This is a genomic window from Bacillus canaveralius (assembly GCF_002860125.1).
Taxonomy (GTDB): Bacteria; Bacillota; Bacilli; order Bacillales; family Cytobacillaceae; genus Bacillus_BJ; species Bacillus_BJ canaveralius.
Map to the genome: position 1 here is coordinate 241,720 of NZ_PGVA01000024.1, position 24,761 is coordinate 266,480.

The 24,761-nt window shown below is 38.7% G+C and carries 16 protein-coding genes; 2 read left to right on the forward strand and 14 right to left on the reverse strand.

What is annotated here, in order from left to right:
• The first annotated feature begins 71 nt into the window (after positions 1–71).
• Positions 72–545, forward strand: a complete 474-nt coding sequence (locus CU635_RS11180; protein ID WP_245917417.1) for a hypothetical protein — start codon at positions 72–74, stop codon at positions 543–545.
• Positions 546–844: 299 nt separating this feature from the next.
• Here CU635_RS11180 and CU635_RS11185 read toward each other — a convergent pair whose 3' ends face one another.
• The 9 genes from CU635_RS11185 to nirB (CU635_RS11220) all read right to left on the reverse strand — a co-directional run bounded on the left by CU635_RS11185 (position 845) and on the right by nirB (CU635_RS11220) (position 11,512).
• The gene (locus tag CU635_RS11185) at positions 845–1,090 is read right to left on the reverse strand and encodes a hypothetical protein (protein WP_125929042.1); all 246 of its coding nucleotides are present in this window, start codon (positions 1,088–1,090) and stop codon (positions 845–847) included.
• Positions 1,091–1,325: 235 nt separating this feature from the next.
• Positions 1,326–1,502, reverse strand: a complete 177-nt coding sequence (locus CU635_RS23090) for a hypothetical protein (RefSeq protein ID WP_180956517.1) — start codon at positions 1,500–1,502, stop codon at positions 1,326–1,328.
• Positions 1,503–1,518: 16 nt separating this feature from the next.
• Entirely contained in the window at positions 1,519–2,268 is a 750-nt protein-coding gene (locus CU635_RS11190; protein WP_101577440.1) for a sirohydrochlorin chelatase, read from the reverse strand.
• Positions 2,269–2,285: 17 nt separating this feature from the next.
• Positions 2,286–3,062, reverse strand: a complete 777-nt coding sequence (gene cobA, locus CU635_RS11195) for a uroporphyrinogen-III C-methyltransferase (protein WP_101577441.1) — start codon at positions 3,060–3,062, stop codon at positions 2,286–2,288.
• Between the two features lie 67 nt (positions 3,063–3,129).
• Positions 3,130–3,936, reverse strand: a complete 807-nt coding sequence (locus CU635_RS11200) for a uroporphyrinogen-III synthase (protein WP_101577442.1) — start codon at positions 3,934–3,936, stop codon at positions 3,130–3,132.
• Between the two features lie 83 nt (positions 3,937–4,019).
• Complete coding sequence (gene nirD / locus CU635_RS11205) at positions 4,020–4,343, reverse strand: nitrite reductase small subunit NirD (protein WP_101577443.1); 324 nt, start codon at positions 4,341–4,343, stop codon at positions 4,020–4,022.
• A gap of 31 nt (positions 4,344–4,374) precedes the next feature.
• On the reverse strand, positions 4,375–6,789 hold the full coding sequence (nirB, locus tag CU635_RS11210) for a nitrite reductase large subunit NirB (protein ID WP_101577444.1): 2,415 nt from the start codon (positions 6,787–6,789) through the stop codon (positions 4,375–4,377).
• Positions 6,790–6,941: 152 nt separating this feature from the next.
• Entirely contained in the window at positions 6,942–9,077 is a 2,136-nt protein-coding gene (gene nasC / locus CU635_RS11215; protein WP_101577445.1) for an assimilatory nitrate reductase catalytic subunit NasC, read from the reverse strand.
• Positions 9,078–9,157: 80 nt separating this feature from the next.
• Entirely contained in the window at positions 9,158–11,512 is a 2,355-nt protein-coding gene (nirB, locus tag CU635_RS11220) for a nitrite reductase large subunit NirB (RefSeq protein WP_101577446.1), read from the reverse strand.
• Between the two features lie 360 nt (positions 11,513–11,872).
• On the opposite strand from nirB (CU635_RS11220), the gene CU635_RS11225 reads away from it, so the two are divergent.
• On the forward strand, positions 11,873–13,078 hold the full coding sequence (locus tag CU635_RS11225; RefSeq protein WP_101577447.1) for a NarK family nitrate/nitrite MFS transporter: 1,206 nt from the start codon (positions 11,873–11,875) through the stop codon (positions 13,076–13,078).
• A gap of 589 nt (positions 13,079–13,667) precedes the next feature.
• Here CU635_RS11225 and CU635_RS11230 read toward each other — a convergent pair.
• The 5 genes from CU635_RS11230 to CU635_RS11250 form a co-directional block, all read right to left on the reverse strand.
• Entirely contained in the window at positions 13,668–15,383 is a 1,716-nt protein-coding gene (locus CU635_RS11230) for a TniQ family protein (protein ID WP_101577448.1), read from the reverse strand.
• Between the two features lie 31 nt (positions 15,384–15,414).
• Positions 15,415–16,434: an ATP-binding protein gene (locus CU635_RS11235; RefSeq protein ID WP_101577449.1), complete on the reverse strand. Its 1,020-nt coding sequence runs from the start codon at positions 16,432–16,434 to the stop codon at positions 15,415–15,417.
• Between the two features lie 120 nt (positions 16,435–16,554).
• On the reverse strand, positions 16,555–19,272 hold the full coding sequence (locus CU635_RS11240) for a TnsA endonuclease N-terminal domain-containing protein (protein WP_101577450.1): 2,718 nt from the start codon (positions 19,270–19,272) through the stop codon (positions 16,555–16,557).
• 38 nt (positions 19,273–19,310) lie between these two features.
• Entirely contained in the window at positions 19,311–20,606 is a 1,296-nt protein-coding gene (locus CU635_RS11245; protein ID WP_101577451.1) for a TniQ family protein, read from the reverse strand.
• A 458-nt stretch (positions 20,607–21,064) separates the two neighbouring features.
• Positions 21,065–24,295 carry a DEAD/DEAH box helicase gene (locus tag CU635_RS11250; protein ID WP_180956515.1) on the reverse strand — a complete coding sequence of 1,077 codons (3,231 nt, stop codon included), beginning with the start codon at positions 24,293–24,295 and terminating at the stop codon, positions 21,065–21,067.
• Between the last annotated feature and the right edge of the window lie 466 nt (positions 24,296–24,761).

The window sequence follows — 24,761 nt, forward strand, 5'->3', positions numbered from 1 at the left end:
GTGCACTAATTAATTATTGAATAAAAATTGCATATGAAAGAGAACCATAAAGAGTAAAGGGGTGATATTCATTGAAAAAGTCAAAGCTATTATTAAGTGGGATGGTCTTAATCTCTTGGCTATCAATTCCTTTTTTAGGATGGAACAGCATAAAGAGATTTCTTTCTTCATCATTATTCATTTCTTTCATTCTTATGATTGAAGCTTACATTGGTAAAAAACGAAAGTGGTGGGTTTTCTTTACAAAAATTAATCCAAATGTTAATGGGGAATTACCTTTTATTTTGGGACCGTTTTTAGCTGGTTCATTATGGATTTTTAAATTGACTTATGGAAAATTCACACAATACATTTTCGTCAATGCAATTTTTAATATAATCTTTGCTTATCCATTAACTTGGTTATTTAAAAAGTTAGAAATATATTCATTAGTTCGAATCAAACCATATCAATTTTTCCTCCTTATGTTTAGCAAAGCATTTTTAATGTATGGATATCAATCAATTATTGAAGAAAAGAAAAAATGTATTGACACAATTCATTAGATTACACAGTAAACTAAGTTAGTCCTAATTCTTGTTGCACGAACGGTGCTGTAGTTGAAGATATGGCTGCCATTCCTCGGTAGCTTTTTCTCCAATGGCTGCTTTTCTTGAAGACCTAGTTGTCATTACCTGGAATTTTTTTTTTTTCTAACTGAACTACCGGGGCAGATTAATTTAAGAAGAGTAAGTAACTAAGAAAAGATCTAAAATACATGGGCAAAATGTAAGTTTGTGGATTTTAGTATTTACTGCAACCTCCATCATGCCCTGAACATAAATTTCTTAGGATATTGATTTTCTTATTGAAACTTTTGAGGGTACTCAACATAAAATTCAACCAAACCACATTTGGGGCAAACAAATTGAGTTAAATTGGTTATTTTATCAGTCTTGGGGCCGAAAAGTCCTTTTTGACCTTCCTTTTTATAGATTCGAAACGGGCCCGCATGATCCAGTTCTCCCTCAACCATTAAAACATCACATTTTGGACAAGTATGTTCCACACTTTTAACTCCCTTCAAAGTAATTACTATTAAATTTTCCATTAACACAGACTCAGTACAAAAAAATATCCAATACCAGCTCACAGTGTTTAGGTATTGGAAAACTTTAACTTATAATACTCATTGCAAAACATTCTGTCAATATTATTTCCCACATGATAATAAGCTTTTTATCCTAAACTTCCTTTTATTCATTATAAGAGATTATACCTATTATCAAAGCTGTTTGTATTAGCCTATAATCCTAAGTTTTATTTTATTGTTATAAATCATTTCATCATATAACGTTAACTTGTAAATCTTGAATGTTAGAACTTCTGCCTGTACCATCAATAATTAAATCAACTTTATCCATAGGGTTTTGACTCTTGATATAAAACTCTTCCGCTGGCATCCATAAATCTTCCCATAAGTGTCGCTTCTCTTCACCATCACGTTCAATACCTCTAGACAATCTTAATTCTCTTTTTTCAAGTGGATAATTTAGTTGCCATATCGGCATTTGTCGCACGCTGGACGACAATGTCTTCAATAACGCGATGGCTGCTCAGCGCTCCGGTATGCAGGATCTGCTGGCCCAGGGCCTGCCTCCTCCCCACTTTTTGCCTCACTTCATTGAGAAGAATCCCGTCAAATAATAAATAGGGAATGACGATGACCCGCCCGGCGGCATTGCCGCATACCACATCAAGCCCTTCGTCAAGCAGCGGCCTGGAGGCAGCCAGGTAGCAAACATGGACTTGCTGGATGGCGAGTCTCTCTTCGATTCCGGCTGCGATTTCATTGAATGCAGCCGGAATCCCGGGATCGCTGCTGCCCCTTCCAACGATCAGGATGGAATCCAGGGAACACAGGTCCATTATCGTTTCTTTAACAAGCACGGCTATTGCATCAAGAATTCCCCCCTGGACTCCGAAAGGGTCTGCGACATTTACTTTCACATCGGAATACTGCTTAAGAAGCGGCTCGAGGGCATTTGGTATATCAGCCTTTATGTGCCCGGCTGCCAGCAGGAAGAGAGGCACAACGGTAATTTCAGTTGCCCCCCGCTCCACACAGCGCCGAAAGCCTTCACTGATTAAAGGTTCCGTCAACTCCAGAAACGCTATTTCCTGGATCGGTGCGTCAACTCTGGGAGTTACTTTTTGTAAAAATTCCTTTACATCTGCCACTCCCTTTTTTGATCGAGTGCCATGTCCGATATAAAGAATTGCATGCATGGCGGATGGCTCCTTTCTTATGCAAGTGCAACAGGTATGTGGGGAGCGATATCTTCCTTAAACCAATTTAACTTTTTGTGCAGACGGACGACCTCTCCAATGACAATCATGCTCGGGTTGGAGATATCCGCTTCCTTGACACGCTTCTCAATCGTTTCAAGAGTTCCCGTTATGGTGCGCTGATCATTTAAAGTTCCCCACTGCACCAGTGCAATCGGGGTATCCGGGCGTTTGCCGTGCTGGATTAACTGCTTGGTTATCGCAGGAAGGTGATGCACCCCCATATAGATACAAATGGTATCAACAGCGTTTGCCAAATGGGCCCATTGATGCTCTGCTTCTATGTCTCCGGCCTGGTGTCCGGTAATAAAAGCAAAGCTTTTGCTCAATGTCCGGTGGGTAACCGGAATTCCTGCATAAGCGGTTGCAGCAATCCCTGCGGTTATGCCAGGAACAATTTCAAACGGGATGTCGTTTTTGGCACATTCCAAGGCCTCTTCCCCGCCCCGACCAAACACGAATGGATCCCCGCCTTTTAAACGTACCACACGAAGCCCCTCTTTCGCATACTTAACGAGGAAATGGTTAATTGTTTCTTGCTTCATCGTATGGTAGTGAGGCAGTTTGCCGCAGTAAATAAGCTGCGCGTCTTTATGTGCATGTTTAAGAAGCTCGGGATTCACTAGCCGGTCATATAGGATGATATCTGCCTGCTGAATACAGTGCAGTCCTTTTAACGTAATGAGCTCCGGATCCCCGGGGCCCGCCCCGACCAAATAAACGGTTCCTACCATCCCGTACCACCCTTTCAAGTCCTCGTTGGTGAAAAAACCTAATTTTCTTAAAATTAAATATAACTTATCATTGTTTGGCGTAATAGTTCTCCAAGGCTATGATGGCGCTGCCCATTCGTTCCAGCTCGGGAACAATAATTCTTTCTACTCCTTCATCACGCAGGGCGGCAGCGGTAACCTTTCCAACCGCAACCGCTACGACATCACTGGCAAATGCTTTGAGAACATCTTCCAGGAAACCCTTGTCCCTTGCATGGGAAAAGAGAAAACGGGCTTGAGGTGTGCTTGTAAAATTAACAGCATCAATTTTGGCGTCCAGGATTTCATTTATTAGCTGATTAATGATTTCAGGATTTGGAGGGACATGGTGGTAAGGCAGAATTTCTTTGTATCCTGCTTCCTGTTCCTCTAAAAAATGGATTAGTTGGGGTGCCGGATCGCCATGGAGCTGGAGTGCCACTCGGCTTCTTTTTAGATTGTGTGTTTGCAATGACCTTACCAGCCCTGCTGTACTGCCATCATCATCCCTTGCCACCGGTGTAATACCAAGACGCTTTAGAGCATTAACCGTTTTATATCCCCTTGCAGCCACTCTTGCTTGACGAATCGCGTCCACAAATTCATTCTCCAGCCCCATGCCTTCGGCTATTTTATATAAGGTTTCAGTCCCTAGTCCCGTCGTGAAAATGAACCAGTCATATTTTCCTTTAACGAGTTCATTTATATCCTTCTCAATATTGGAATCATCTAAATAAACGGTTCCCTGGGCCGGGCGGACAAGCGGAATGCCGCCCAGATTCTCGATGATCCTGCTAATCTCCTCTGTTTTGCGCGTACCTGCCAGGGCAATTTTTTTCCCTTCTAACCGTTTCAATATCTTACCCCCATATCAATAAACTATTATCTTTCTATTTTATAGCTACTGATTATCAAGCGGCGAGTTTTTCTGAATGTTTCTCATTCAAAAATCAGATAAACATTTTCTCCTTCAAGATTCGTCCGATACGTTTGTACGCATCCGCTGTCAGGCTCCTCTACCTTTCCGTTATCCAGACAGATTTTCCAATCATGCATCGGACAAAAAACAAATTCTCCGCTTACCATTCCTTCACTTAATACTCCGCCTTTATGGGGACACCGATTTTCGACAGCACGTACCGTTCCGTTCGAAAGCTTGAATATCGCAATTTCTTTATTTCCCACCTGCATTGTTTTTCCCAAGCGTTCAGGCATGTCATAAATTTTCCCGACGAATACCTTTATTTCTGTCTTATTAGTCATTTACAAAGCCCTCCTCCAGTATGTTTTTGTCTCAGGACATTTGTATCATTTCGAACAACTTCTTAGTTGTTTTTTGGTCCTCAACAAGTTCCTTCCATGGGTCTTTGTAAATCGACAAGGCTTCATCCATTCGCTTATTCAGAGCCCTGCGGTTTTCTGGATCATCAAGTACTTCGCGAATGTGAGTTAAATCAAGGCGCTCAATCCATGCGGATGTCCGTTCCAGATAATTTGCTGTTTCCCGATAATATTGTAAATAGGCTCCGGTAATTTCAATGACTTCTTCTGCCGTCTTCACTTTATATAATAAGTCTGCAACCCGGAGATGCGTTCCGCCATTTCCGCCGGCGTAAATTTCCCAGCCGCCGTCAATTCCAACAAACCCGAGGTCTTTAATCCCTGATTCTGCACAATTCCGCGGACATGCCGAGACTCCCATTTTTACTTTGTGCGGAGTGGAAAGACCCTCAAATTTTTTCTCCAATGCAATTCCCAAAGAAATGGAATCCTGAGTGCCGAAGCGGCAATACTGCTCCCCGACACATGTCTTAACCGTTCGAAGAGACTTTCCATAAGCGAATCCGGATGGCATATCGAGATCCTTCCAAACCTTGGGCACATCCTCCTTTTTGACGCCCAATAAGTCTATCCGTTGTCCGCCGGTTACTTTAACAAGGGGAATGTTATATTTATCGACGACATCGGCAATTTTCCTTAAGTCATTAGAATTGGTAACTCCCCCGTACATTCTCGGAACAACTGAGTATGTCCCGTCTTTTTGAATGTTGGCATGCATGCGCTCATTTACGTATTTGGATTCTCTTTCATCCTCATATTGAAGTGGATTCACCATTCCCAGATAGTAGTTTAAAGCAGGACGGCATTTTGAGCACCCCTCATCGTTTGACCAGCCAAGAACATTCATGACCTCTTTCACATGGTTCAGCCCTTTTGCCCTGATTTCTTCTACAACCTCTTCCCTTGATAAATCCGTACAGCCGCAAATGGCTTCTTTCGTTTCTTTGGCAGCGAAATCGGTTCCCAGGGTATGCTGCAGCAATTCAGCGACAAGCGGTTTGCAGCCACCACAGGAGCGGGACGCACTTGTGCAGGCCTTGACTTCATCCACTGATGAACAGCCTTTCTCATGAATGGCTTGGACGATGGCTCCTTTTGAAACGCCGTTGCAGCCGCAGATAATGTCATCGGCCGCGAGAGAAGCCACCAGGCTGCCTTCTGCTTGTTCGCCTGCAGGCTGGAGGAGTGTGACCTTGGAAATTCCGGTTATGTTGGTTTGCTTACGGATCATGGAAAATAGCCGGTTGCCTTCGCTGCTGTCCCCGAATAAAACCGCGCCGACAATTTGATTTCCCCTTAAGACGATCTTTTTATATACACCTTCATGTTCATCAAAAACCTTGATCGAAGTTTTCGTGTCATCCTCTGTAAAATCTCCGGCTGAGAACACTTCGACACCTGATACTTTTAATTGCGTAGATAAAACGGACCCTTCATATGGATTCGTTTTCACCCCGCAAAGTTTTTTGGCCAATACCTTTGCCTGCTCATATAAGGGAGCTACGAGCCCATAAGGAATTCCGCGATGCTCCGCACATTCCCCAACTGCGTAAATATGTGGCGTACTGCTTTGCAAATAATCATTAACGACAATACCACGGTTTACCGAAAGGCCGCTTTCCCTGGCAAGCTGCACATTTGGAATAATGCCTACCGCCATCACAACGAGATCCGCTTCAAGCGCGGTACCATCTTTAAACCTTAATCCCTCCGCACGTCCATTGCCAATAATGGCCTCTGTCTGTTTTTCAAGCAAAAATTTCATTCCTTGCTTTTCCAATTCCTTTTGCAGAAGCTTTCCGGCAGTTGGGTCTAACTGGCGTTCCATCAAATAGGGGGCAAGATGGATCACCGTAACGTCCATCCCTAAATTCAACAGCCCCCGGGCTGCCTCCAGGCCCAGCAATCCGCCGCCTATGACGGCTGCCTTTTTATAGTTTCTGGAAGCCTCGAGCATAATATCTGTATCCTTTATGTCCCGAAAAGCGGTCACGCCCCTTTTATCGGCCCCTGGAATTGGAAGCATAAAAGGCAGAGAGCCTGTGGCTATGATTAATTCATCATAGTATTCAATGCGCCCCGAATCGGTATAAACGGTTTTTGCTTCAGCATCAATTTTCTCAACGGTTTCCCCCGTATATAATTGGATATTATTCTCTCTGTACCAATCCCAATCATTTAGGGTAATATCGACCACATTCGTATCTCCCTGTAAAACCTTCGAAAGCAGGATCCTGTTATAATTCGGGTGCGGTTCACTGCCAAAGATCGTAATCTCGAATTCATCTTTTGATATTTTTAATATCTCTTCGATGGCCTTTACTCCAGCCATACCGTTGCCTACAAGAATTAGCTTTTTTTTCTGCAATCGAAGCTCCTCCTTAGAAAGTTTCTAAAAAGATAACACATTTTTAATATAAGTAACGTAAATATGTTAGAAAATCTGACATGGTTTTTTCAAAAAAAAGCACGAACCTAAGCAGGTCATGCTTTTCTTTGAAATAAAAAAGAGTTTTATTTCTAAGTGATCGGGCTCACTCTGACTGCACTTACTTTGAAGCCCGGCATTTTACAGGCCGGATCCAAATCCCCTGAAATTAATTGGTTTACATTTTGAAAATCGGCCCAATGAATCGGTACAAATACTGTATCCTGCCGAATTGCTTCTGACCATTTGCTTCTAACAACAACACTTCCTCGTCTTGATTCTACTTTAATTAAAACTTGATCTTCAATTTTATATTTTTTTGCAGTTTTCGGATGGATTTCGAGATAGGATTCAAAATTCCTGGCGACTAGTGCCGCACTTTTTCTTGTTTGGACTCCCGTCAAGTAATGTGATATCACTCTGCCGTTCGTTAAGTACAACGGAAAATCGTCATTTGGCTTTTCTTTTGGCACAGCCGGATCGTTATAAACCGCCATCATTCGTGCTTTTTTGTCAGCATGAGCGAAACCTGATTCAAATAACCTCATCGTCCCTTTATGTTCAGCATCAGGGCAAGGCCATACTATACCTCCCTCCTGCCGCAGCCGGCTGTAGGTGATGCCGTAATAATCGGCTATTCCCCCTTTACTGGCCAATCTCAATTCATTAAAGATTTCCTCTGCATTTGAGTAAGAAAAAAACGGGCCTTTTCCAAGCACTTTTGCGATCTCGCATATAATTTGCCAATCATGCTTCACCTCTCCGGGGCAAGGGCGGTTTGCTTCCCTGAGCGTCACCCGGCCTTCCAAATTGGTCATCGTCCCCTCATCCTCGAGAAAAGACGACGCAGGTAAAACTAAATCAGCCAATTGTGCCGTTTCAGAAAGAAACAAATCCACGGCGACAAGAAACTTTAATTTTTTTAAAGCTTCCTGGACAAATTTAGCGTTAGGATTGGAGACAACCGGGTTCGAACACATCAGCAGCATCCCCGTTATCTCCCTCTTGTCGATTTTATCCATCATTTCGAATGCAGACACACCTTTTCCTGGCAGGTCGGCTGCATCAATTCCCCAAACGTCTGCAATATATTGCCGATGTTCCTTATTCTCGATGGACCGGTAACCAGGCAGCTGATCTGCCTTTTGTCCATGTTCTCTCGCACCCTGGCCATTTCCCTGACCCGTAATCGCTCCGTATCCTGAGTAGGGCTTGCCGATCTTTCCGGTAGCAATAAGAATATTTAGATAATTCCGTACAGATGCGGATCCATCTGTCTGCTGCTCAACTCCTCTGGCAGTAAAAATCATGCCCGACTCTTCTTCACCGAATTTTCTGGCAGCCGTTCTGATTTGCTCCGCAGGTACACCCGTAAGGTCAGCGATCTGGTCCAACTGTAAAGAAGAAACATACTCTTTCACCTCTTCAAACCCTGTTGACCGCTTCTCAATAAATTGTTCATCCAGGAGGCCCTCTTCCATGATTACTTTCAAAAATCCATTTGCCAAGGCGGCATCCATCCCTGGTCTAACTTTCAAATGCAAGTCAGCGATTTTTGCAGTTGGTGTTTCGCGCGGGTCAATCACGATGATGTAAGAACCATTATCCTTTGCTTTTTCAAAATACTGCATGATCGTCGGCTGGCATTCCGCGATATTGGTGCCCGCCAAAATAAGGACTCGTGAATGTGGAATCTCTGAAAGGCTATTTGTGAAGCCGCGATCCATTCCGAATGTCTGGGCGGCAGCGGATGCAGCTGCAGACATACAGAGGCGTCCGTTATAATCAATATGTTTTGTATTTAATGCCACGCGTGCAAATTTACCAAGTAAATAGGCTTCTTCGTTCGTAATGGAAGCACTGCCATAAACTGCAAGTGCATCCTTGCCATCCTCCCTTTGTATTCTTTTAAAGTTATCTTTAATCAGGGACAAAGCCCTTTCCCAGGATATGCGCTGGAACTCTCCGTCAATTTTCAAGAAAGGGTAAAGAATACGGTCTTTGTGGATGGCATGCTGGTAAGAATTTTGCCCCTTTACACACAGCCTCCCTTTTGAAGCAGGATTATCCGTGCCTATCGAAGTATATTTTTTTCGCGTTGGATTGGATTCTTCAATCAGCTGCAGTTTACATTGCATACTGCAAAAAGGGCACTGCGTAGGATACACTTTTTCTGATTGTCCTTTTTGCTGTTTATCCCTGAAATACTTTAATAGTAATTCTGTCAAGATTTCTCATCCCCCTTTGACAATGTACAATAACATCAATTTTTTGCGGGTCATTCAGCCCGTTATGCGGGAAAAGCTGTTTATCTGGTTTCCAAAATTGTTTGTCGGTTTAAAGAATCCTCCTTAAGACGGTTAAGCAATTGACCTCGGAAATAGGAATCAAATAAGACCTCTCTGATATGAATTAACCCGACCCTTTCAATCCACTCCCACGTCCGCTCTAAATAATTCGCCGTTTCCCTGTAATACTGGATAAATGCCCCGGACAGTTCAATTACTTCTTCAGGTGAGGCCACAACATACAAAAGATCACCTGCGCGGACCCTTCGTTCATCGCTGCCGCCGACATAAATTTCCCATCGCCCGTCAATGGCGATAACTCCGATGTCCTTGCTTGTAGAGCCAGCTTCACCGTGTATACAAGGGGAAACTCCTACCCTTATTCGATAGGGTGTTTGTAAGCATTCTGTTATTCTATCGAGTCGGGCTGCTATTTCGAGGGAATCGTGTTTCCCGCAGCCACAATTGCTTTCATTTATAGTTGTTTTTACCGTATGGGTTAATGGGCTATTGGTTTCGCCTAAATGCATATCCAGCTCTTTTTTAATTCCTTCAAGATCCTCTCTTGATATCCCGATGAGCTGTATTCGCTGTTCACTGGTTAATGCCGCTTTCGCTATTTGATATTTCTCAATCACATCTGCTATTTTCCTTAATTGCTTTGGGTTGGTTACTCCACCATACATTTGCGGAGTAACGGAAAATGTTCCATCACGATGGCTGATTCCGTTTAGCGTCGCCATTTCTATAAGGTTATCTTCATGAACTTCACGGTGCGGGTAAACCATTCTCAGGTAATACTGTAAAGCAGGCAGGCATTTAGGGCATCCCTTCAGGCTGGTCCAACCCAATTTAGCCATAATCTCTTCAGCTGAAGTAAGGTTTTGCTTTTGCATTTGGCAGACAACTTCGTCCTCGGTCAATGACGTACATCGGCATAAAGGGCTTGTTTCGACAAATTCATCAAAATCATCGCTCATGGTATAAGCTAACAGCTCGGAGATGAGGAGTTTACAGCTTCCGCACGCACCTGAGGCCTTTGTACATTGCTTTATTTGCTCGACCGTTGATAAACCCTTACTGATAACAGCTTCGATAATGGCCCCTTTAGAAACACCATTGCAATTACAGATCATTTCTGACGGCTTCAAGGAAGCAATCGGATCCTCTCCGGTTATGGCCGGTGAAAGGAGAATTCCTTTTTCTACCGATGCAATATCTTTTTTCTTGCGAATGATATCCAGCAATCTTGGCGCTTCCTTTATGTCACCGTACAACACAGACCCAACCAATCTATTTTCCTGAAAAATCATTTTCTTATAAATCCCGTCTACATCGTTAAAAACAGTGATGGCTTTTGAATGGCGATCTTCGGCCAGCTTCCCGATGGAAAATACGTTCACTCCGGATATTTTCAATTGAGTTGACAGCACAGAGCCAACGTATCCATCTCCGGGAACACCACAAATATGCTTTGCCAGTTCTGCCCCTTGTTCATACAGGGGCTTAACCAACCCATAAACAACGCCTTCGTGTTCGGCACATTCTCCAACGGCATAAATATTGGGAATGTTTGTTTGCATAAATTCATTGACGAGGATTCCCCGGTTCGTCAGAATTCCACTATCCCTTGCCAATTGACAGTTTGGCTGAACGCCGGCAGCTATGACAATCATTTTGGCATCCACCTTTGTACCATCTGAAAACAAAATCTCTTTCGCATCCAGATCGCCAATAATCTCTTTTGTTTCTTTTGCCAAAAGAAATTTCATGCCTTGCCGTTCCAGTTCTTTTCGCAGCATTTTCGAGGCGGTTGCATCCAGCTGCCTCTCCATTAACAGGGAGGATTTATGAATCACGTGAACCTGCAAGCCGAGATTCTGTAACCCTTTTGCTGCTTCCAGGCCAAGAAGGCCTCCACCGATGACGGCCGCTTTTTTAGATCGCCTGGCTGCTTCCATAATTTTTTGGCAATCCTGTATCGTTCGAAATGTGTAGACCCCTTCTTTTTCCACACCGGGAATAGGCAGAATAAATGGCGTCGAACCTGTTGCTAAAATTAATTGATCAAAAGGGATCTCCCTGCCTTTATCGGTTCTTATGATCTGTTTGTCAATATCCAATTTCTTTACCGTTTCTCCAATAAACAGTTTGATCCCTTTCTGTTTATACCAGTCTTCCTCATGCAGCATAATCTCGGTTATTTTTGTATCCCCCTGCAAAACAGAAGACAACATAATCCGATTATAGTTTCCGTATGGTTCACTTCCAATGATGGTAATCTCAAATTTATTGGCGTCAACCTTGATAATTTCTTCGATGCAGTGTACACCCGCCATTCCATTCCCGATCAACACCAATCTTTGTTTATCCATTTTAAAACCCCCAGAAGTGAATAAATATGGTTGTTGTCAATGCTGTTGCGTATTATCGCATAAAAGAACAGATTTGAAATAAAGTGTGTAATAAAACCTTACATACTTTTTTTAAAACCTGCCCGTTTCGAAATGATTTGCTTGTTCCAATGATGCTAAATGGAAATTTTAACCGCATAAAATTGGCGGTTTACCAAAATACTATTAACAACTTTCCTATGTTAGATTTCCTTACATAAGACTTTCAATCGTCATTCTCCTCTTTTATAATGGCACTAATTGCTTGAAACCGGGTTAGCTATCTATTTTCAAATAAGGAAATGAAGCTTTCCCAGTTAAAAAATGAAAGGGGAATTAGAAATGAAGTTGTCTGAACTAAAAACCAGTGGGCATCCAAAAACACTTATTTCGTCCTTTTTGTATTTCGATGTGAGCTTTATGATTTGGGTGTTACTTGGTGCACTTGGGGTTTATATTTCACAGGACTTTGGCTTGTCTCCGGCTGAAAAAGGTTTCATTGTTGCCATCCCTATCCTGGCTGGCTCCTTTTTCCGAATTATCCTTGGAATCTTGACGGACCGAATAGGGCCTAAGAAAACAGCACTTATCGGAATGTCCATTACATCAGTACCTTTACTTTGGGGATTATTGGCGGGGAAAACCTTAACTGAACTATATGCAATTGGTATTTTACTAGGCGTATCAGGGGCAAGCTTTGCCGTTGCACTGCCGATGGCCAGCCGATGGTATCCTCCGCACTTGCAGGGTGTTGCAAATGGAATAGCCGGAGCAGGCAACAGCGGAACCCTTTTTGCCACCTTATTCGGGCCCCGATTGGCTGAAAGCTTTGGCTGGCATGCTGTTATGGGAATTGCACTTATCCCGCTGTTAAGTGTTTTGATACTCTTTATCTTTATGGCAAAAGATTCTCCCACCCAGCCAAAACCACAGCCTTTAATGAGCTATTTAAAAGCGTTCAAACATAGGGATACGTGGTTGTTTAGCCTACTTTATGGAGTAACATTTGGGGGTTTTGTTGGGTTATCAAGCTTCTTAAGTATTTTCTTTGTGGACGAATATGGACTATCCAAGGTGCAAGCGGGTGATTTCGTTACTTTATGCGTGGCTGCAGGCAGCTTCTTCCGGCCTGTGGGCGGATTTATTGCCGACCGTATCGGTGGTGTGCGTTTGCTTTCCTGCTTATTTATTGGCGTTTCTCTCTCAATGCTGGGAGTCAGCCAGTTCCCTCCATTTACGCTTGTTACAATCCTGCTTTTCATCGGTATGATGTGTCTTGGTATGGGAAATGGCGCTGTATTTCAATTAGTACCGCAACGGTTTCAAAAGGAAATGGGGATGCTAACGGGCATTATTGGGGCTGCAGGGGGGATCGGCGGTTTCTTTCTTCCAACTCTATTAGGGCTGGTAAAAGGAGCGACGGGAACTTACGCTGCCGGCTTTATTACCTTTGCGGCATTCGCTCTCATTGCCTTCGGCGTACTGTTGTTTGCCAGCATAGCCTGGAGAAAAAATTGGAATGCCAGACGTGAAGCTGTGAAAATATAAGAATCATCATTTTATAGGTTTGGGCTCTCCCCCCCTAGCTAGTTAAATAGAAATAGGCCGCACACCAATTTTGGTATGCGGCCCAATTTGTTTCGGTCCGGTTAATCATAAAGCATGTGATTGCCAAAACCGCAAAATTATGGTTCAAGTCACAAAATGTAACTTAAAGTATAAAACTGTCAAGGCAATAACCATAAAACGCGAAAAGCGTCTAATATCAAGGATAATGGGTTAAAAATCTATGTTAATATAGGAAATTTATAATTTAAGATTCCTAACAAAATTCGAAATTTGTTTTAAATTTTAACTCCCAACATCGTTTTGGTAATAAATTATAACTCCCAACAACATTATTATTTAGCTGCAATATTGAAAGTTTTAGCCAAAAAATAATAAGTTAATTATAAAAGCTACAGAGGGAAAATGCATTTAATAAATGAGAACAATTCGTAAGCTGTAAAATTTAACCGGACCACGAACATGTTTAATAAAGGATGTCATATTGTATAAGTAAAAAAGCATAACCTTTTCATCAGGTTACACTTTGAGAGCAAAAGCCAATTCAATATATTAACATTTTTTCTAATTACTATATGAATCGTTTAATTCCAAACTCTTTCAATATATTCTTTCTAACTTCCGCAAACTCAAGCGATACAGAATATCCTAGCCTGTCATGTAGCTTGTTTAAACTTGGATACACCCCATTTTCAATCATTTCTTCAATCGTTTGCCGTAACTCCTGTTTACGTTTATTTTTTTTAATGTCTAATACTTCCCTATTCTTCTTGTGTATCAAAGCCACTATCTCCGGAAAGTGCCTTTTAATTGATTCATGGGAAATCCCTATTTCCTGGCTAATTCGTATTAAGTAAATAGGTTTGTCCTCTATTAAGTTCAGATAATTTTGCAGTGTCCTTCCAACATATTTTTTATCAATAGCTGGACGATATCGAATTTCACCTGGATCTCTCTTTACTGATGCATTCTCTCTAAGTCTTTTATTTTTCATTCTAATTTTGTTTAATAAGTCGGGAAATTTATTAGCTAACGTTCGGGAATTCATTCCTAGTTCTTTGTGAATGTTACTGATAGGTATGAACTCATTGGAATGCAAGAGTGCTTCTAAATATTTTTTTACTTTAGCATAGTCTTTTTTATGGTTATAGGCTCTAGCGGATCTAATACGTTTCTGTAAGCGTTGATTTTGGATTCTAATTTCATTCATTAATGAGGGAAAATTAGTGTCAAGGGTAGTGGGATTCATTCCAAATTCCTCAGTTATCTCATAAATTGTAACATATCGATTAGAATTTAATGCTGTTATTAGATACTGTTTAACCCTTTCATAGTCATATTCCTCATTGTATTTCCTATTTTTAGGTAACAACTGATCTGTTTCAAGTGAAGGTTTTACACCATACTCTATCAACATATTAATTAAACTCACGTTTAGTCTGCTACTTAATGCAACAAGGTGTTCTATTGTCGGTGATCCTTTTCCTTTGCAATATCTATTAAACGCATTTCTTGCTAAACCAACTTCCCCTTCGAAAAATCCTTTTACATTTACATGCTCTGATAAATATCTATCAATTTTTCTTAAAGAATTTATGAGATGTTTCTTATCAATCGGATCTTTATTAAAAAAGTATTCTAATATACTTTCGATCTCGGTAGATTTATAGATGCTCTCATCATCTATATCACTTAAACTGGTATCATGCTCGTTACGACCCAACCAACAGTTACAATGTTGACAATATCCGTTTTTTCCATTCGCAGGAATGACTGTTTGACCCTTACCACAGTTTGGACAGTTAGATTCCAGTTTAATTAAATGTGAGGGGCAAACTTCGTATGCAGTTATATTCCAAATTAATTTATCATAAGGAATCTTCATATTTTGCATACAAAGAGGACACCATTCTCTATGTCTTTTCAACAAAAAAGTCCCACTTAAAACATTTCTAAAATTTATTAATGTTAGCTTCTGTAAGTCATCCCTGCACGTAAGTTTCTCTAGAACGTGAACTGAATGGACTGTTAAATTGTTGAATCCATTAATTATAGTACTGAGTTTAAAAAGTTGATATTTCTCCTCAAAACTCGGCAACATAATATTGTTGGTCAATTTTGGAGTACTGACGCAATGGGCATTTGCTAATCGCAGTATGTAACTACTTAAACTTTCCACATCAGACCCTGTACTTCCGAAGGGCTTAAGATTATATAATGTAGAGGAAATTAAGTTAGTTTGTTCCAATTCTAAAGTGCCGTAAATATCTAGGTGACATTGTTCCATTTATCCACCTTCTTTGATTAGTTGTTTATATCTATGCTCCAGATTCAGTTACTCCTACTACATCTCTATTCAAATTCCGTTTTCCAACATCTTTTTTCTTCGGTTTTTCACTAACCTCTACTTGTACTTCTGCCTTTTGCTTATTCATATTCAGAACGTTTCTAAGTTTAAATTGATCTTCTGCTGCAGCTTGTTCTAATTTTTCTTCGCCATTTGTAGCTTCCTCCGCTATTTTTAAAATTTTGGTTGCTGAAGGAGCATGTTTTTCTAATAATTCTTCTGTGATCCGAGGGAAGTTTTTATTTACAGCTTCTTTTACACAGAGATCGAGCCATTCCTTTAGAATTCCAACACAACCAATCGTTCTTTCATACATAAACTCCCAATACTGAACTAAATCAGATTTCTCAATAAGAGGTGTACTCAACTGGAAGGTATTTATAACACTTTTGAATTCCTTTCTTTCCCTAGGTTTCCCAAAATTATATCTAGGAAAGTGAATCTCATGAGATCTTCTACCTATTTGTCCACTTAAATTAAAGAACTGCATTAGCTCATATGTTCCAAACATAACAAAAATTGCACCTGTAACATTGGCTAGAGATTTAATTGCATCCATCTGATCTTCTATGGCCTTAGCATTCGTTACTTTAAGTAGATGCTGAGCTTCATCAAGAAGTACTACTTTCGTTTCCCTATAATCAAGGGCATTTTCTAGAGATTCCCTTAACTCAGGAGAGGTATTAGGAGAATGATTAGGAATTCGATGATTCTTCATTGACTTGTCAGAAGCAACCTTATAGTCAATAAGAGGTTCCTGCATAATTTTTAACATTCTTCTATAGAAATCTTTCCAGTTAAACTTCCCATTATCAGAAGAAATCAATTCATGAGTCACAACAGGAATAATACCTTTATTATGTTCCGTTTCATCATGATAAACTTCAATAAGCTTATTTTCTACTCGCCTACACAACGTAGACTTTCCTACTCCAGTCGGACCAAACACCAAATATACCTTTCCTGGCGGGGACTCATTTATCTTTTCCATAACTTTGAGGTAAACATCATTAAGTATCGGATGATTTGTAGTCCGTTTAACAAAAAATGATTTTTTTCTTCATTAGTTGCTTGTGATAAATCAAAAGGAAATACCTTATTGTTGTTCATTTTAAAACTCCCCGTAAACATCAAATACTTCATTGTCATCCTGATAATTGTCACTATCCATACCACTAATAGAAATATCTTTGTCCTCATACGGTTGCAGGTTATGACATTCTGACACTTCTGGTTTACCCTGTTCATTTTTATAAAAAATGCGAAAAGCTTTCCTCATTTCATCTTGTTTAGCCTTTAACACCTGAAACTTTTCATTACCTTCTATTTGACTTATAAACTTTGCTATCCTTTGTGCATTTAGAGTGTAATTTCTGGATTTGTTTTTATTGGATTTCCTCATTTCAGAGGTTATAAAATTCAACTCCCTTTCGGACATATTTTGGAATATAGAGTAATACTGAGAAACGCACTGTATCCACCTTTTATTAAGATATACATAAGCTATTGCTATGTTGAACGGATCATATCTAACTTTCACCTTTTTCTTCTGATGATGAATGCTAATAAATTCATTACTCCAGTAATAAATATAGTTGATTTTCACACCACTTTGTTGGATGGTTGCCTCTCCCCTTGCAGTTGAAGGAAGGGTTAAAATTTCGAATGTCTTATCATTCTGTATGTGAAGACTTCTTCTCTCGCCTGAGTAAAATAACCCCTTCACAAAAGCTTCTCTTGGTGTCTGATCTAATGCAGGATGCTCAATAGTGTCATACAATTCAAAGAAGAATTCCTCTAAAGATACACATAAATTTGGTAAATCCCAAACCGCATTTGACTTAGGATTAACACTCTTCGTCACTTGCCTTACGTTTTTCATGATTTTTGTGTTGCCTTTTAAATTTAAGATAAATCTTGTGTTTGTAGTACCGAAGAGCCTTTCTAAAATAGAACCATAACGGGGTTCTGCAGGTGGCCTCCGCTTCGGCTCCCTTTCATACATGGCAAGAAAAGTCTCAAAATATACACTATGAAATTCGGGTCCATTATCTACTACAATTTGCTGGGGCAAACGGTTATAGCGCCGCACACAATCACGAAAAACCATAAGGCAAGACCTATAACTAGGAGGGTCAAATGATAAATAAAAGGCGATAACTCGTCTTGAAAAAGCATCTACCATTAAAGATAAATATGGTTTTCCAAGGTTTTTTCCTGTTCGTGAACACACCAATTCAATGTCTAACTCGGTATGATCTAAATGACAGATATTAAATGGAAAGTCTCCGTGCCTTGGAGTTGTCCTCTCAAGCTCCCAATAAAATGTCGTCTTTTGGTATTTCGCTCTTTTTCCTTGCCGTTTACCGGTCTGTTCGTCAATAGGTCTTTCATCAATGTGCTTACAAAAGGTTGCTAAGCTAGGGGATATATAACCTTTTTCATCACACACATTTTTAAATGCCCCGTACACTACCGATTTATTTTTTTGTACCATGTTTTCATACTCTTCCTCAATATACCAGTTCATTAATTCCAACACTGAACTATTAAATCTTTCCGTACGATTCCCTTTGTCTTTATTTTTGGGAAGAAGGCCGACATAGCCATAACCAAATAGTTCCTTAGCCTCTTTATACTTTGACACCCAGTCACGTACTTTTCTAAGATTTGGTTCTTTGCTGTTTTTATATTCTTTAGATCCATTGCGCAAGTAATTTTCAACATGCTTCATCCGATAGTTAGCAACTTCATAATCAGCATCACTTGCTTGAGTGATAATATCAATTATCGGATCATTTTCTAATGACTGTTGTGCCGTTTGTCCAATAATCCTGTTTTCTGCTATTAGATGCTCGAATAACTCCCTAGGTATCTCATTGTAAGTACCAAGATCTGAAACCATCGAAACTTTAGTATGACCAATATTAATAAGTTTCCAGATACTATTGTCCCAGGATATTTCCGAGCCAACCTCGAAGCATATTAAATTGGGTTTTGCGAGCTGTTCTCCACTTTTAATTAAATTCATAAACATTACAGCATGTTCTTTATGTAAAAACACTTTTACTGTTTCCGGTTCTGCCAAAGCTGCGTTATTTAAATTCACATACAATAGGTTTTTCACTATTGATGTGTATATATCATCTGCACAAAATTTACGATCTAGTGACAGATCAATGAGATCTTTAAGTGTTATCCCAGGGTCTTGAAATACAATTTGTTTTATCTCATCAATGACTTCCTTTTTCACTTCTAGTTTCTTAATCCGACGAAGATAATCATCCAAGAAGACATAATTTCTATGTAGGTTCCAATTAATCAATTCAGTTGTACATACTCTAAACGATAAACCCTTTTCCTGTGCGAAGTGTTCACCAGGAGGACAGGACCAACTTCCGTCATCATTCTGACGAAATTTCCATTTCTGCTCCTTTGATATCTTGAGCATATTATCATTGGGTTTCCATTCTTCCCATCCGGCACCATTGGTTCTTATTACAAAGAAATCAGGTGTATAAAGAGTGCCTCTATTTCTCCCATTATGATCCATATACTCAAGCTTGATTTTGTTGGGCTGATCATAATATTCTAATACGTCTTCGTCGTTCTCAAGCATAAGCACTGCAGGTCCCTCGACCTTCCCGCTCTCCCACTGAATTGTTACCCCCATCTTATGAGATGGGTATCGTCCAGAAGTGCTGCCACTCCCTCCCCCCACTCTACGAGCGGGTTGTGCAAAACGAATATTGTTGTTTATGTATTCCTGAGATTTCTTGGCTATATTGTTCTTTTCGCACCACATTAGGAATTCAAATTCAGTTAACACTTGTCCGCCCCCTCTTCCAGCTCATCAGCAGTTGGTATTCAATCCCCTAAATTCTGATTATTCAAACATTTTTGCAAATATTCTTTAGCAAACCTTTCTCTTAGTAAAGCATTAGCCGACAGCAATCTTTCAATATTCTTTTGGCTCGGTTTTTTCCCATTTTCTATTAGTTCCTGAACACTTCGTTTAATTAAATTTTTTATTGTTTGCTTTCTTTCATCACTTTTTATACCCATAAACTCCTTATATCTCTTAGATAACTTTTTACATAACTCAGGTAAAATTCTATATAATGTTCGTTTATTTACGTTCATATCCTTTGCAATGGCCACCATGGACATCGGCTTGCTAAGTTCTATGTAGCTTAATAATTGCTTTTCAATCTGTAGGTGATCTAGATTACGTCTTTCATGGGTAGAAGTATTATATTGAATTTTTTCTACCACCAAATTTGGTTTTAAATTATCTTGCAAGAAAAAATCAGTTAATGAAACACCAAGCGCATAACATATATCTAATAATTTTTGAATTGTTGGTATAGCATCCCCATGTAACCAATTATGCACTGTGACTTTAGGAAAACTTAGATCCAGTAGAAAATTTCTCTCATAAACATCTATCAGCAAATTGAATCTTTGGCTAATGAGCTCCCTGCTTAGTCGTATTTCTAATTTAGGCCCAATCGACACGATATTGGCTAAATTTTCTGCAACATAAATATCCTTATGATTGTCTCTGGTTTTATTTGCATTTCCATCAACAAGGAATAGTCCGTGCTTACAATGCGGACAACAACCGTTAACGCTGCTGCGATGAAGAATCGGAATATCATTACCACAGTTCTGACACTTATCAAGCAACAAAATATTATGAATTAAACAGCATCTTACTGGCTCCATGTACCATGCTAACGGATAGAATATATAACGGTGTTCCAATCTGAATTCGTGCAAGCATAGTGGACACCAAGCAATTGACTCCTTTAATAGTCCTCTACTCGTTAATACTTCATCCCATGTTTTTAGGGTTAAATATATTAAATCCTTACGTCCGGTCAAAAGCTGTAAGGCATTCACCAAATCCATAGAACTATCACTAACACCATTTAAAGCCTTAGCTCCATCAAAAAACCTATTGCCACCAAACATTGCACTGTTAAGTACATACTCCTTCTTTAATGCTGGTGCTACAACCTTATTTAATAATGTTCCCAAATTAACAGAATGGGCCTGGGAAAGTCTCACAAGATAACTGGTCAAACTTTCACAATAAATAGTTCCAATACCAATTGGTTCTAGGTTGTACAGTTGTGATTTGAAATTTAAATTGTCCATATGTTATATCCTTGGTTTGTTACATGTAGTTTTGTAAGGATATTTTTTCCGTATAAACCATTAATATGTATCAAAGAAAAATAACCTAACCTATAGGGGATGCCACCATTGATCCGGTTAGCCAACAATGTGATCCACACAGTCAGCTGTCTTAATCTCTTTATTCCTGTAGCATTCCTGGCATGTATCATGGTCCAGGAGTAAGACAACAGAAAGCTGATGATCTTGGATCCCTTGGATCCGCAGGTTTACCTTTCTAATAGGTCTAGATTATACAAGGCTGTTTTGCACAATGGATTCACCTTATTCGCATATCCTTTAATTCTTTTTAGATTTTAGTTTCCAATAATAGTTACCTTACTTAACAACATTGTGAGTCCATAAAAAAACACCAATCTTATATGATTGATGTTTACGTTATTCTCTAGCATTTTAAATACAAGCCACAAAGTAAAACACTACTTATTGCCAATAACAGTCAAACCAATTTTAAAAGTGCTTTGTAAATAATGTTCGGTTGCAGCTAATATATTTAATTGAGATTGGGTCATTTTATCTTTTGAAATTCCTGGCTGAACAATGAATACCTTTAATTGCAGGTCATATACTTTCATTTTACTTTCTAAAATTGCTAGTTCTTTATGGTCGCCAATCTCAAATCGACTTCTTTTGTCAGCTTTATTTCTCAACTTTTCTCTATGTCGAATATGGTTAATTATTTTTAGTAAGTTTTTGCGCCAATCAACACTTTTATTGGCCTGTCCACATACTTCATATAAATCATTTATTCTTTGTCCAGCTCTTTCCTTATTAGAATACTTACAGTGATAAAATTCAAATTGAAGTACTCTTTTATTGTCGGCAACAGCAATAATATCAGCTGCTTCGCCACTTCCATCGTCATCAAATACTATTTTATACTTGTTGTTCATTTTTAAAGTTTGGATAACTTTATATTGAATTGAATCTTTCCTTACGGTATTTATCTTGGGTGCGTATTGTGACTCTTTTTTAATATCTATCCCTGTCCAATCCCAAGCCTCAATCTTATCTTTATCGAATACAAATTCATTATCAGGAACCTTTACAAAAATTGAACCTTCTAAATATGAAGTGTCGGGATACTGAAAAATAACATTATTTTCGGTGAAAAAACTAACAATGTTAATTGGTTGTGCTTTGGTGGATGGAATAATTTCAATTTTTGGTCCATGTTCATGCGCATAGACCGGTCTATTATCTTCTATTTTCATAGAAAATTTAGAAGAAATGTCTCCACTCATAATTTCGAAGCTTAATGTCTTTTTTTCTTTAGAAATGAAAAGAATATCTGTTTCAAACAAATTACGTTTAGACGGACCTATTTTCAACTCAGCATTAAAATAATTATTTTCAAATAAATACACTGGCCAATCTACTGATATAGGACTCATTGCCGGTATGTCATTTACAACTGTCGGTCTCAATACACCTTTTAAGATATCGTCCATTTTGATATCTTCATTGGTAAGTTTCTCTCCCGTTTTATTACACCATTCAATCCAAGTTGGTAAATCTGAAGTAGACTTTGACCAAACCTTCCCTTTATAAGAGGCACCTACACTTACTGGTATACCGAGTTCATAACCTATTCCAAATATATTTGATTTCACACTTGTCCGTTTCTCAGCGGTACTTAATGCCTCAGATATATCGACACCCGTATACATTCTGTATCTGAGAGGACCCTTTACTGCTTCATTTAATCCAACTGTATTTAATTGAAGTCGTTGGATATCATGGAAGCTATGAAAAACAACATCACTATTAATGCGAATAGGTTCGTGTATTAAGTCCTTTACCCAACTATCAAGCCATTCGTTAGCTGAACTATTAACAAAAAGTATATTTTTCTCTTCATTCCAATAAAAAATACTGGATTCCCACAAAGTATTATATAGCTTACGAGTGTTGCTCCATGTTAACGGTGTATTTCTTTTTTGAACAACGATAATAACGTTTTCATGTGTATTTTTTAAAATCCATGTATTATCTAAAGTGGAAACTCGTTTCTCTAATGTCTCTGGTGCCCACTTTGGCAGCTTTGTTTTATATACAACTGTACTAGTTTTTGGACGAAGTTCCTGAATAGAAAATGATTCCACTTGATCGCCTTGAAAATCATTTGCAAGGTTGTCCAAATCAAGCCGGCGATCAATTGATTCTTTACTTTTTTGTTGAATCAACTGATTCCAATCGGCATCTTGTTGATATAATTCTTGAATTTGATCATTAATAGTATGATTAGCAATATTAGCTATCAGCGAAGCATTTCCTAATCCATCTGCGGTTCTTGTAAACCTCCCTATAAACTGTAATGTTATCCCTAAACTTTGGTGTCTATCATGAAGAGCAGAGATCTTTAATTGAGGTAAATCAAATCCTTCTCCTAGCATATTAACGCAGATAATAATCCGACTTTTTTTCGTCTTGATTTGTTGAAGTGCATCGGTTTTCTCTTTAACATTCATTGAACTGTATATCTTTACTGGTTTATAACCACTATACCGTTTATATATTTCATGAATTTCATCAGCTCTTTTTGCAGAATTAACCCTAGCCATTAAAATATGATCATATCCCGCATCCAGATCTTTTTTTAATTGCTGTACAGCCTCTTCTGCGATTGTTTGATCCACCATCGATTCATTATATTCTTCTATGGGTATAAAATTGATCGGTTTAAAATACCCTTCTTCTTGGGCCTTGTTTAATGGGTAATTATAAATAATTTTGCCATCAATATATTTGCCATCATTTCTAAAAGGTGTTGCAGTAAATTGCAAAATTCGTTTTTCTTTAAAGTAAGATTTAAATTCGCTCCAAGTTTTTGCAGCAATATGATGTGCTTCATCAATAAACATATGGCTGCACATAGTAGCTATTTTTTCTTTCTGTTCACCTGAGATGCCTGAAAGCAGGGACATGGTTGTGACAACTACATTACAGATTGAAAAAAACTCAATTAATTCATTAATATCTTTTATTCGTTTCTCGAGAACACCAACAATAGGATACTTAACCTTTCCAACAATTCCAAACCGAGGCAAGATACCTAATGAGATAAACTTAGATGAAATTTGTTCTCTCAATGCATCACTTGGAACTATGGTAAGAATTTTAGAAGTCTTCGCACCAATCATAACACTTAGCATTGTTTCAGTTTTCCCAGTTCCTGTGGGCATTACAATTGTTGCGGGATCATCAGATACCGTCCAATGTGATAAAGCCGAATACAAAGCCCCTACTTGAGGTTCCCTCAATCCCCTTTTTTCTTTTCCACTTCCATGAGGAAAAAGATTGTTAGCCCAAGTCTTTCTTACGTTTTCAGCATTATGTTTTGATGGGCCCTCCTTTAACAAATCTTGATGCTTAACCCAACATCCTTCTTCAATATGTTGTTTTAAATTCCCCTTAATATCTTTTACCTGAATAATAAACGAAAAATTATTATAAATGTTTTTCTGCTTATTTGAATCCACAATTAGTACTTTTTCTTTTGTCTTTAAATTTGTTATTTCTAAGATTTCTTTTTCATTTAAACATGAATAGGATTCTTCCTGGTATTCCTTAACAGTTTGATAGATTATATTTTTATGTAATTTAAAACTATGTATTACTGAAGGTAACTTAACTTTTAATATATGCAAAAATTGTTCCCTCCCATTTAACAATCATAATTATTAATAATCAACATTTATTTTATGAATATTTCGACAAAAATTTAATATAACCTTTAAAATTACGACAGAACTTTTACTCCACTTAGAAATATTGACAAATATATTAAGTCTAACAGCAGAATTTCTGAAAAGAGTGTTAAAGTAAAAGAACTCAAATAATAAAAACCTAAATCAAAAATTGAAGACATCAAACGTCACCATTTTAGCGATTTAGGTTTTTGTCTATTTGAACTAGACACAATCCTGTATCAATATAAGTTTTTACGGTCAAAACAAAAACGGGATGCTTACATGCTGATACTCATACCTTAGCCTTCGCTCTTAATAATCTTTAAATCAAAGCACCATGAGTTAAGTCATTTACTTATTGACACTAGCGTTGCATTAAATAAAAGCGAATTTGTCAAGCTCAAATCAAATAAATTTATTTTGA

Coding starts and splice junctions, on each gene's coding strand:
- CU635_RS11185 (WP_125929042.1), bottom strand. CDS start 1,090: ATGGAAAATTTAATAGTAATTACTTTGAAGGGAGTTAAAAGTGTGGAA.
- CU635_RS11190 (WP_101577440.1), bottom strand. CDS start 2,268: ATGCATGCAATTCTTTATATCGGACATGGCACTCGATCAAAAAAGGGA.
- cobA (WP_101577441.1), bottom strand. CDS start 3,062: ATGGTAGGAACCGTTTATTTGGTCGGGGCGGGCCCCGGGGATCCGGAG.
- nirD (WP_101577443.1), bottom strand. CDS start 4,343: ATGACTAATAAGACAGAAATAAAGGTATTCGTCGGGAAAATTTATGAC.
- nirB (WP_101577446.1), bottom strand. CDS start 11,512: ATGGATAAACAAAGATTGGTGTTGATCGGGAATGGAATGGCGGGTGTA.
- CU635_RS11225 (WP_101577447.1), top strand. CDS start 11,873: ATGAAGTTGTCTGAACTAAAAACCAGTGGGCATCCAAAAACACTTATT.
- CU635_RS11230 (WP_101577448.1), bottom strand. CDS start 15,383: ATGGAACAATGTCACCTAGATATTTACGGCACTTTAGAATTGGAACAA.
- CU635_RS11235 (WP_101577449.1), bottom strand. CDS start 16,434: ATGGAAAAGATAAATGAGTCCCCGCCAGGAAAGGTATATTTGGTGTTT.
- CU635_RS11245 (WP_101577451.1), bottom strand. CDS start 20,606: ATGGACAATTTAAATTTCAAATCACAACTGTACAACCTAGAACCAATT.